Annotated in this window: 17 protein-coding genes and 1 pseudogene; all 18 read left to right on the top strand. The window is 36.9% G+C overall.

The window, feature by feature from the left end:
* Positions 1-116: 116 nt before the first annotated feature.
* The 18 genes and pseudogenes from ABIB40_RS20360 (at position 117) to ABIB40_RS20275 (ending at position 10,362) form a co-directional block, all read left to right on the top strand.
* Complete coding sequence (locus ABIB40_RS20360) at positions 117-383, top strand: hypothetical protein (protein ID WP_354361739.1); 267 nt, start codon at positions 117-119, stop codon at positions 381-383.
* 122 nt (positions 384-505) lie between these two features.
* Positions 506-1,039, top strand: a complete 534-nt coding sequence (locus ABIB40_RS20355; RefSeq protein ID WP_354361737.1) for a GH-E family nuclease — start codon at positions 506-508, stop codon at positions 1,037-1,039.
* Positions 1,040-1,058: 19 nt separating this feature from the next.
* Entirely contained in the window at positions 1,059-1,499 is a 441-nt protein-coding gene (locus tag ABIB40_RS20350; protein ID WP_354361735.1) for a hypothetical protein, read from the top strand.
* Between the two features lie 109 nt (positions 1,500-1,608).
* Positions 1,609-2,034, top strand: coding sequence for a hypothetical protein (locus ABIB40_RS20345; RefSeq protein WP_354361733.1), 426 nt, complete (start codon positions 1,609-1,611; stop codon positions 2,032-2,034).
* 38 nt (positions 2,035-2,072) lie between these two features.
* A complete protein-coding gene (locus tag ABIB40_RS20340; protein WP_354361731.1) occupies positions 2,073-2,510 on the top strand; it encodes a tetratricopeptide repeat protein in 438 nt (145 codons plus the stop codon).
* Positions 2,510-2,932, top strand: a complete 423-nt coding sequence (locus tag ABIB40_RS20335) for a hypothetical protein (RefSeq protein WP_354361729.1) — start codon at positions 2,510-2,512, stop codon at positions 2,930-2,932. The genes ABIB40_RS20340 and ABIB40_RS20335 overlap by 1 nt, the downstream gene beginning before the upstream one ends.
* 110 nt (positions 2,933-3,042) lie before the next feature.
* A complete protein-coding gene (locus tag ABIB40_RS20330) occupies positions 3,043-3,630 on the top strand; it encodes a hypothetical protein (protein WP_354361727.1) in 588 nt (195 codons plus the stop codon).
* Positions 3,617-4,507: a hypothetical protein gene (locus ABIB40_RS20325; RefSeq protein ID WP_354361725.1), complete on the top strand. Its 891-nt coding sequence runs from the start codon at positions 3,617-3,619 to the stop codon at positions 4,505-4,507. Before ABIB40_RS20330 ends, ABIB40_RS20325 begins: the two co-directional genes overlap by 14 nt.
* Positions 4,508-4,637: 130 nt before the next feature.
* A pseudogene (locus ABIB40_RS20320) lies at positions 4,638-4,820 on the top strand (PAAR-like protein); the annotation flags it as partial.
* 30 nt (positions 4,821-4,850) lie between these two features.
* Positions 4,851-6,125, top strand: a complete 1,275-nt coding sequence (locus ABIB40_RS20315) for a DNA/RNA non-specific endonuclease (RefSeq protein ID WP_354361741.1) — start codon at positions 4,851-4,853, stop codon at positions 6,123-6,125.
* An 8-nt stretch (positions 6,126-6,133) separates the two neighbouring features.
* Complete coding sequence (locus ABIB40_RS20310) at positions 6,134-6,466, top strand: hypothetical protein (protein ID WP_354361723.1); 333 nt, start codon at positions 6,134-6,136, stop codon at positions 6,464-6,466.
* A 125-nt stretch (positions 6,467-6,591) separates the two neighbouring features.
* Complete coding sequence (locus tag ABIB40_RS20305) at positions 6,592-7,416, top strand: hypothetical protein (protein WP_354361721.1); 825 nt, start codon at positions 6,592-6,594, stop codon at positions 7,414-7,416.
* A 3-nt stretch (positions 7,417-7,419) separates the two neighbouring features.
* On the top strand, positions 7,420-8,115 hold the full coding sequence (locus ABIB40_RS20300; RefSeq protein ID WP_354361719.1) for a HEAT repeat domain-containing protein: 696 nt from the start codon (positions 7,420-7,422) through the stop codon (positions 8,113-8,115).
* Positions 8,116-8,454, top strand: a complete 339-nt coding sequence (locus ABIB40_RS20295; RefSeq protein WP_354361717.1) for a hypothetical protein — start codon at positions 8,116-8,118, stop codon at positions 8,452-8,454.
* A 178-nt stretch (positions 8,455-8,632) separates the two neighbouring features.
* The gene (locus tag ABIB40_RS20290; protein WP_354361715.1) at positions 8,633-9,259 is read left to right on the top strand and encodes a hypothetical protein; all 627 of its coding nucleotides are present in this window, start codon (positions 8,633-8,635) and stop codon (positions 9,257-9,259) included.
* Positions 9,260-9,264: 5 nt separating this feature from the next.
* Positions 9,265-9,768, top strand: coding sequence for a hypothetical protein (locus ABIB40_RS20285; RefSeq protein ID WP_354361713.1), 504 nt, complete (start codon positions 9,265-9,267; stop codon positions 9,766-9,768).
* A gap of 75 nt (positions 9,769-9,843) precedes the next feature.
* Positions 9,844-10,068 (top strand): hypothetical protein, encoded by a 225-nt coding sequence (locus ABIB40_RS20280; RefSeq protein ID WP_354361711.1) that lies wholly within the window; start codon positions 9,844-9,846, stop codon positions 10,066-10,068.
* A 63-nt stretch (positions 10,069-10,131) separates the two neighbouring features.
* Entirely contained in the window at positions 10,132-10,362 is a 231-nt protein-coding gene (locus ABIB40_RS20275; RefSeq protein WP_354361709.1) for a hypothetical protein, read from the top strand.
* Positions 10,363-10,546 lie beyond the last annotated feature (184 nt).

Here is a 10,546-nt window from a genome sequence, read left to right as displayed (position 1 = left end):
TTTATGAAGGCTAAAATATTCTCACCCCTAAAAATATTGTTCATATATTTGATTTTGATACTAATATACGTGTTTATTAAGTAAGTAACTCGAAATACGTTTTAGATTTTTACGAAATGGGGACTGACCGAAAATTATTATTTTCAAAATCAACTAATAATATTAAGGTACAAAATTATTCTAAGGATAAATGGAATTCCTCAATAGATTTTGAACTCCTTGACGCAACCGAGCTTAAAAATCACATCATAAAATTTGTAGAAAAAATAAAAAGCATTGTAGAAATTGCCTGCCCAAGAGTTAATGATATTAAACTATTAAAAGATTGGTATAAAAAATTCTTACAGACCCCGAATATTGCAAATATTGACAATGAAATTTAAGTGCTTGCCTTTTAGTTGACTGTAATTGAGCGTTGAAAGAGTTAGCTAATGTAAATAATAAGTCAAGCTTTCTGTTAAATTGAACACACCTATTCCCAAATTAAATTAGGGAAATATTTGAGTTGTCTTTGTCCCCCGTAGGTATAGAAGAAGGACATGAGCAACCCTACAAACGCACTACGGTATTTAATATAGAGGTAAAAGGTTGGCAGACGTATTTTGTGGGATTGCTTTGGTTTTTAGTCCATAATGTTGCTTGTGTTAAGGCAATAATTGACGAAATAAAAACACTGAGCAAAAGGTTAATGTATCTTGGAAGAACCCCTGGTAAGGCTAGCAGAACAGGGATAGAAGTTTTTGAGCGAATGGTAAAAGAGGGCAAAGCGAAAAGAGTGCTTGACAGATTTGGTAATGAAACTAAAGAATTTTGGGATGCTGAAAATAAAATCTGGCGAAATATTAAAGAAGCAGATATGGGCCATGTAGAAGACGCTGTTAGTTGGTGGAATACAAAAGGAATAAAATATGGATCCAAATCAAAAGAAGTCCGTGATTGGATGTTGGACAGTAAAAATTACGAATATGAATATTTTAGAGCAAACCGAAGCAGAGGCGCGCTTTCAACGGAAAAATATTTAACACCTTTAATGAAATAATTTAAAATCTAATTATATTATGGCAAGTCAAGAAGTAGATAGTAAACTGCAAAAGCAACTCGACGAATTTTCAACCACGTCAAGACAATGTTTTAGAGAGAAGAATTTTGATGGTTTTGTATCTGCCGTTCATTCTCAATGGGAATTATTACCTGACCCAAAAGAGCAGTGGGAAGAGAGCTTTCGTATCGCAAGCACTATGATAACATTATTTTCAACATACTATATCAACTTTGAGAAGGCAGAAAAATGGTTAAGAACTCTCGACAACCTTGATAAAATCCAACAACAACACCCTGGGGAAGTTTCTTTAATGAAAGGTAAAATTTATTTCGAGAAAAAAGAATTTACTGAAGCGAAAATTGCATTTGAGAAAGCTTTCAAAGACTCTGATGGTCACTGCTTTGGAAGTGGTGATGAAAAATACTCGGAGTTTTTTAATAATCCACAAAACAACTAGATTGGAATAAAGAGTTTTTTTTAAAAACAACACATCAGATGGGGCGATATTAGGCAAAACGAATAGATATGGTTTACCTAAAAATTAATATTTAATTGATTAATAGATTATGAAACAACTTGATGTTGAATGTGAACAAGCTATTTTAAAAAAGAAAAGCGAAGCAAATGTTCTTATGAGAGAAAAAAAATATAATGAAGCACTCACCGTGATGCTGGAAGCATGGAGTTTATTTCCTGAGCCTAAAGAAGGAGTAGTGATGAGTAATGTAATCGCAGAAGTGATTTGTAAAATTTATCTAGTAAGACTGATAGATTATAAAAATGCTATGAATTGGGCAGATATTATATTTCGATACTATACAATTTATAGTGCTAACGATTTAGGTGACGGTGAATTTTGGAAAGGTAAAGTATATTATGAAATGGGCAATTTGGACGAAGCCCAAAAGCAATTTCGAATATCTTTCCAAAAATCAGAAGGAAGTGGGTGGCAAGAAGCACCACAAGAATACATTGATTTATTAAAAAAATAACCAACATTAAATGTTTCTTGAATTAAAGTAATTTTAAAATGAATAAAGAAATAAGTAATGAAGATTTTGCTTTAATAGAAAAGCTTAGTGAAGAAGGAAATGTTTTTGTGGATAACGATAATTTTGACGCAGCAATTTTAAAATTTGAGGCAGCTTTAAAAATTGTGCCCGCTCCTAAAAATAGTTATGAAGCAAGCCTTTGGCTATACGCAAGCCTTGGCGATATGTATTTTTTTAAGCAGGAATACACTCTTGCCAAAGAAAATTTTTACAATGCATTAAACTGCCCGGATGGGCAAGTAACCGGATTTGTTCACCTAAGACTGGGGCAAGTTTTATTCAATTTAGAAGAAAAACATAAAGCACTTGATGAGCTTTTGAGAGCATATATGCTCGAAGGAAAAGAGATTTTTGAAAATGAGGACGGTCAATATCTTAAATACCTAAAGTCTAATGTAGAAAACATCCCAGGTTAATGAAATATTACGAATTATATCCAGAGGTTGCAGGAACTATCATAGATGATTGTATCGTCGATGTTACTACTAGGCCTATAAAGATTTCATCAATGTGTTACGAGTTTGACGGTTGGTTAGGAGATGACTTGATTACTGAGGCAGCCCACTTTATAGTTACAGATAAGTTAGCAGATGCCTTGATCAAGAGCCAACTAAATGGTTTTCAGTTGGACACAGCTACAGTGTCTAAATCTGAGCATTTTGAGGAAATTTATCCCGACCGTTCATTGCCGGTTTTTAAGTGGCTGAAGGTTAATGGAATACCTATGAAGGATGATTTTTGGTTCTCTATAGAAAACATGATGCTAAATGTTTCGGTAGATGCCTATAATGTTTTGAAAAATTTCCAAATTTCGAATTGTGATGTTGAGGAGATTTAAGGATAATTCAAAATTTTGGTAAAATGGATAAATATTTATATAGAGAATGGTTTAGAGGGAAACGAAAATTGCAAAGTGAGGAAGATACGCTCTTTTAATACGGTAATAACATGCATCTCCCCGCAGAAAGAGCCGAGGAGGCTAAAGCTGCAAAGAAATTTTTAAAAACCTGTACCAATGTAGAGGAATATGCAAAATACGCTTATGCCAATGATTTGCCTTTTTCAGTTTGCAAACCTAGGGATGCTGCAAATGTTGATTGCGGCCTAGAAATGGATGTAATAAAAGATATAACTGTTTTTTTTCTTGATGAATATCAGCGTCTTTTCATGTATTACGTTTTTAGAAAACAAGAAAATGGTAAATACTTTTGTATCGGCATGATGTTTTGGGAGTTTGAGGATGGGAAAAGTGGTGATGATGACGATTTTAAATCGTGGATTTATACATTTGAAACCAATGGGAATGTGAAGGTTACCGAACGGGAAAAAGACGCGTCCGAAGAATGTATCTGGACCAGTAAACGCCCACTAAATGTAGCAAACAATTGGGAAGATGCACCAGCGTTTGGTGATTGGGAAGGCCTACTAAAAATGAAGCGCTGGCAACCCGGAGAATTTGATGAGGTATTTAAAGGAGAAAAATTGCAAATCCAAAATATTAGTAAGTTAAAGAATTCTAGTAATGTCGTTTTTTGATTTTTTATCAGACCAATCTTATAATAAAGAGCTTTTAACGCTCCGGCATTTTTCTGCAGATTATTCTGTTGCATGTGAGGTCACCTCAGTTACAGAAAACCAGCACGAACCATTAATTTACCTTACCGAATTAGAATGTAGCGTACAGCAGGAAATCCTTCCAAAAGAAATAGTAAATATCCTAAGTTTAAGAAATACAAAAATTTCTACAGAGGAAGACTCATTTAAAAAACACATTCCCGAGCTAATTGCTTTGAGTGAAATCTCTCAAACATACAAACTTGCAAGAAACCTAAAAGGAGAAGTAAAAGAAATCCGAAATACCGAAGAGCTTCAACGGGATTGGGAAATAGCAAAAACTGAACTTATACCAAAGTTATATCAAACACATTGGCAACGACGCGGATTTATACTTGGTTATAAAAAAGGACTACCTAAAATGCATCTAGCTATCAGCAATAATTGGCAGTTCCTATTAATGATTCCAGATACCTATCATTTTAACCACTACACGGGAGGAAATGAGTCCACCACCGAAAACCACACTTATAGATCCGGTCTTTTATCTAATTTCTCTTTTGACTATCAAATGAGAGGCATTTCTTACGAAAGAAATGGAAACACAATTAAATTAACTTTAAGAAATAAAAACGAAGAAAGTTTAATCTCATCGTTACGGAATCTGGAACAGTCTGTTTATGAGCTTAAAAAATATCTGTTTGTAATCGAAGCGACATACCATCTCGACGCGTTAACCGGAAAAGTCATCAGTGCAACCGCAGACGTTAAGGAAGAGATAAATGATACCTATTCGATTTCAAAAAAATTATCTATAAAAATTATAGAAAGTGGTGATGCTAAAACGTTGCAATTTTAATTTCGGCACTATTAATACGATCTATTTTCAAATTTTTTTTTAAGCACTCCTATCTGGTATATCTAAATTTCTACTGTGCCTGTATCTCAGTGTGTCCAATCCCATAAATAATTAGCTTCAAAGGAAAAACTCGGCTACGGAAGGGGATAAGCTGGCCAACGTAAACATTCCCTGTCTCGGTGTTTGCACCATTACACGGAGCAAGTGCCAACCTGTGCCGTTATTATGGACAGGCGCACAAGAAAATGTGGATATTGGCCCTAACCGCAAGCTGCTCGACGATTCCAAGCTGCCCTGTGGAATTGGCGGCAAGATAGGTATAGAGTTTTCCTTTCCTGCGGCAATGGCCGCCATAAAAAAGAACCGAGAAGAGGGCAACTATGCAACGGTTAAAAAATGGGGCGGAAAACTTGATGATTTGATAAAAAAAAGCTTCGACGAGCAAGAAAAGCTCAACAATGCGGGAGGTAGCTGGTCCGGCAAGATAGAGAACTTTAAGCTTGGGCTTAGCGAGGGGATCTACGGCGGTGTAAAGGGCATCGGTGAGGGACTCGTGTTCTTGGCCGAATCTGCCGACAAGTTAGAGAACGCGGCGATACATGCGGTCACCCACCCTACCGAAACGGCAGAGAACATTAAAGATGCCGCGATATCCACAAAAGATGGGGTAAAAAAGGCCGCCGACTGGGTAACCACCGATGGCAATGTAAAAAAAGTCTTCACAGATTTTGGACAGGCGAATGTAGATGCGTATAATTGGGTTACCACAGATGGGAATTTGGAGAATGCAGCAAAGGCAGGATTAAACCAAACCAAGGAAGCGCTTTCTAAAGCAAAGGTTTGGGCTTCGAAGCAAAGCGCACGAGACTGGGGCAACTATACCGGGCGCGGTGGTTTTGAGGCTGCGCTGATGGCAACGGGAGTTGGGGAAGTAAAGGCCGTGGTAAGCGGTGCAGAGGGTGCAAACGTATTGACCAAAACGGCAGAAGCAGCTAGACTTGCTGAAGCCTTAAGAGCAGCAGAAGCTTTAAAAGCGGCAAAGGCATTAGAACTAGCAGAAAAACTAAAAGCAGCAGAGGCTTTGAAGGTCGGTATAAGAAGAGAACTTGGAGAGGTGGTTTCTAGAGGTGCGGACGACGTAATAGAATTAACTCCAGGTGCTAAAGGAAATTGGAATAAGATTTTAAATAACAAATTGAAGCCGAATTCTAAATATAAGGTAGGGGACAAAATCTACGAAACAGATGAATTAGGTAGAGTAAAACGAGTTAAGGGCGATATGGAGCTTGGTAAGCTAGGTAGGAATGGATACCAACAAGGGAAATTGGTAACGTTAAAAGATGGAACAAAAGGCATTGACGAAGGTGGGCACTTGATAGGGCATCAGTTTAAAGGTGCCGGAGAACAGATCAACTACGTGCCTATGCAGAAGGGATTAAACCAAGGTGCTTGGAAGAAAATGGAAAGTGATTGGGCAAAAGCGTTAAAGGAGGTTCCTCCGAAAAAAGTAGAAGTGGATATCAGGAACATTTATGAGGGAGTTAGTAAAAGACCTGCCGGACTAGAAGTCGACTATTGGATTGATGGAATTAAAAATAGCAAAGTATTTATAAATTAATATTTTTTATGGAAACAGTAGATGAAATATATGATAAATTAGGACAAGCAATTGCTGGTTCTATAGGTGTTCAAAATTGGGTAAAGGCTCAGTTGCATTTAGAAGTTGTTGGAAGTAGTGTTGATTTTAAAGGATATTTAGATGAAACAGGAAGATTCAATGCACCGGGAGGATTCTCATTGGCAAAATCAATTTTAAATCTCCACGCAATAACCACCGAAGGTGGCAACAACAAATGGAATAGGGCAATATTCACGTTATCTTCCACCGGGAAATTTGATATGGAATTTATCTGGGATCAAGAACTTCATGACGAGATTGAGCGGCTGAGTAAGGAATAATTATTTGATTTTGTAAATTCAGCAAATTATATTTTTAAAGAACCTAGATACATTAGGTTCTTTTTTATTTAAATGAAAAAGCATTAGCTAAGGCGGCCGCCGACTGGCTAACCACCCAAGGCAATGTGAAAAAAGTGGTAACAGATTTTGGTCAGGCACATATAGATGCGTATAATTGGGTTACCACGCCGGCCAATGTAGAGAACGCGGCAAAGGCTGGACTGCAGCAGACCAAAAAAGCCCTTGCAAGCGCCAAGGTTTGGGCTTCGAAGCAAAGCGCACGAGACTGGGGCAACTATACCGGGCGCGGTGGTTTTGAGACGGCTTTGATGGCAACGGGAGTTGGGGAAGTAAAGGCCGTGGTAAGCGGTGCAGAGGGAGCAAACGTATTGGCCAAAACCGCAGAGGCGGCTAGACTTGCTGAAGCCTTAAGAGCAGCAGAAGCTTTAAGGGCGGCAAAGGCATTAGAAGCGGCAGAAGCATTGAGAACAGCAGAGGCATTGAAGGCAGGGGAAAATACAGCTGAAGCTAGGAAGTTGGGAGAGGTGGTTTCTAAAAGTGCGGATGACGGTATAAAAGTCGTTAAAAGAGACCCCAACGGCGTACTGAGAGAGAAAAACGGTCGTTTTGCGAAAGACCCAAATACCGTAGATTTCAAAAGAAGTATCTCCGAACGGAAAAAGACGTTGCTCAGAGATGCTAAAGACCCTAATAGCGGGCTTTCCGGCAGAGCCAGAGAACAAATACTAAAATCTAAAGGAAACAAAGTACCAACAGGGTATCAGGTAGACCACACTCAGCCTCTTTATACTCGAAGAACCATTGAAGGAAAACAAGCATTAGACAAGGAATATAATATGAAGACTCTTAGAAAAAGTGAGCACATAAAACTGCATACGCCATGCAATAGAATTAAATACCATAAGTTTCCACCCCGTAATTATAAATAGATTATGACACTAATCGAATTAAAATTAGAATACTTTGCATTACAGAAAAACTACGATGAGGTAAAGATGATTAATTTTATTGATAAATTGTCAAGTACAAATGAGCTTCAATTTTTAGAGTTTCATTATCAATTATTAAAAAACCGACAAAACATTTACTTATTTTACGAGATTAGAGGCGCTTTCGAAAGACATGGCGATTCAGGAAAGTCATTTTTATTAGGAAAAATAACAACAGAACAGAACTCCGACTTAAAGGCAGAAGCTTTGTTCATATTAGGCACCATGGACTGTGCGGAAGTTAAACCGATAGCCGTTAATTTTTTAAAGAGTGAAAGTTTTAGAGACCAATATTATGGAATAATAGTTATTGGTTGGCTGGGTAAGAGCGAAGATATTCCATTACTGGAGAATGAGTTGACAAAAAATAAAAATTCGGAACTTAGAGCCTATGCGGCCACTGCATTGAGACAGATAAGTTTTAGCAATGCTAGACTGAATAAAAAAATAGCCGCTGTATATCTTTTGGCATTTAATAGCGAAACAGACGAAACAGTTCTAAGAACAATCATAGTATGTTTTCAAGATCTCATTAAGATGAAATTTGGACTAAGAGAGACACAAACGGGAGAAGTTACCGGAAATCTTAGTTTAGCCCTGCCAAAATTTGAAAAGGCATTAAAAAACTATTTAAATTAGATGAAGATATTTCTATTCGATCCTGAATGGGATTATGAACTTAACGATTATGATGCCAGTATTGAGGAAGCTCTCGAAGCTTTCTATGATCTGCCGGATGTTAAAGGTGCATTCTTTGGATTGATAGATAGTGAAGACCGTTTCGTTCAGTTCGCGTGGAGTGCCCAAGACAAATGGATTATCGATATCCCGGCCAAATCTTATGAAACAAGTGGGGCTTCTTTCCAGATTCTAGGTTCTTATGAGAATTGTATTGAAATAATCAATGCAATGTATAACGAACTACAGGTAGATCAGCTGCAGGAACTTATGGAAAGCAAGACCTTTTTTAGAAGATGACAATATGAAAGGTGGTAGATTTATTGGGGGATTAAAATGAAAGGTTTCCTAAAAAGTTACAAAAAGCAAAAAAAACTAGTTTTTGCTTTTTTTATACTAACCCTAAACCGTCAACTAAGTTCAGAACAAATCTGGGAATGGTATTGACATCGTAGCAAGGAATTCTAAAACAAGCGCGATGAAAAAGATAGACGTATTGGCTAAAACTGCAGAGGCAGCTAGGCTTGCTGAAGCCCTAAGAGCAGCAGAAGCTTTAAGGGCGGCAAAGGCATTAGAATTAGCAGAAAAACTAAAAGCAGCAGAGGCTTTGAAGGTCGGTATAAGAAGAGAACTTGGAGAGGTGGTTTCTAATACTAAAAAAGCTAAGTTATTTGCTGGCAGTGCCGAGCATAAAGCAGCAAGGTGGGCAGAGTATGAGGAGAAAATGATGAATAACCCGAAGAAATGGAGTTATGAGAGATGGAGTAAGCAATACGAAACCAATATGAAAAATCCCAAAGTTGGGTTAGGTAAAGAAGATGACTATGGAAAATTATTTGGAGGTACGAGCAAAACAGTAAAGACAAAGTTCACTTATAGACAAGTGGATATTTATAGGCATGAGGAAAAATATATGGGCCAGTTAAAAACTGGTAAATTATCACTAACAAAACAGGTTAGAGAATTTGATATCCCAAAAGATGCATGGCTAGTAAAAAGAGGTTATAAAGTCGAATATATTCTCGAAAAAGGGGGTAGTAAACCCCTTTTAAAAGCTCTTGATAAGGCAAAAATTACATATAAAATCGGAACACAAATTCCTTAAATAATATGAACTCCAAAGAAAAATTAGAAGAAAATTTTGGGTTATTTATGTTTAACATGAGTGACTATTTAGAAGATTTACAAACCAAATCAGAGCAACAAGGTTATAATTTAAATTATTCTCTTGAAAGTCTTGAAGACTTAGAAGATTACTTTAAAAAAAACAGCATAGATGAAAATAGTGACGACATTGAGAGTATTGCTTGTTATTTTGGTGAGGTTGTAAGAAAAAACATTGGCGGACGATGGGATTGTGATTTGGAAGATGAGTCAGATTTATATTATGGTAAACCTGTAATTATTGGATATACAACACCGCATGATTTAATGTTATCCCCTTTTGATTCAGTAATGATTTATATACTTAGACCAACTAAAGGGTTTTTTATTTCAGTTATAGAAAATGATCTTGACGATCAGCCTATTAATCTTGATGAATTTCCGACTGAGGAAGAACCTAAAGCTGATGGAGGTAGATGGACTTTATTGGACGACGACGAAGAGAAATAAAGGATATATTGAGTTTGCTAGATGAGTTAAGACAGCCTATTTAAATTATTAAAAGCCTTCTTTTCGGAGGCTTTTGTGTTTCTCTTTTGTGGCTACCGAGGGCGTGGGCCGTGGGCTTCTAAAAATGCGGATGAACTTGTAGAAGAAGCGATGAACAAGTTCGACCCACTAACAGCTACCGCAAAGCAAAAAGGTAACCTTGGCGAGATGGCGGCCAAGAAGAATTTAACCGAAAACCCCGCGTTAAAAAAGTCGGGCGACAATCTTAAACGCATAGGTAAAAAATCCCCGACTGCTTGAGATAACAAAATAGAAAAAGGTATTGATGGTATCTATGAAAATTCGACACCACCACCTAAATTTGTGATTGATGAAGCAAACTATGGGAAGGCACAACTTGGAAAAACCAAAGATGGAAAGCAAATGAGCGATGACTGGATTAAAGATCAGAATTATAAGCGAATACGAGAACAATTTCCAAACGATAAAGCTAAAGCCAACGAAGTTATAGAAGCATTCAAAAAAGGTGAAATAGATAAGGTGCTAAGCAATGTTGATGAAGCAGCTAACGTTACGATTAAAATTTTAAAATAAAAATTATGAAAATACGAGACGACTTAAATACTCTGGATATTTATCGACAAATAATAGAGGATAGCGATAAGAGTATTGATAAGGATTTATCGAGTTACTTACTTAGGCACTACAATAGATTTCCAACCAATATGTTGATGTTTTATCATTCTTTTAAATAGATTATCAAAGATTGTCTTTTTAA

Origin of the sequence: Pedobacter sp. UYP30, assembly GCF_040547165.1 — a bacterium.
In the GTDB taxonomy this organism is placed as follows: Bacteria; Bacteroidota; Bacteroidia; order Sphingobacteriales; family Sphingobacteriaceae; genus Pedobacter.
Note: the sequence above shows the minus strand (reverse complement) of the source record. Positions and strands in the feature narration are given on the sequence as shown.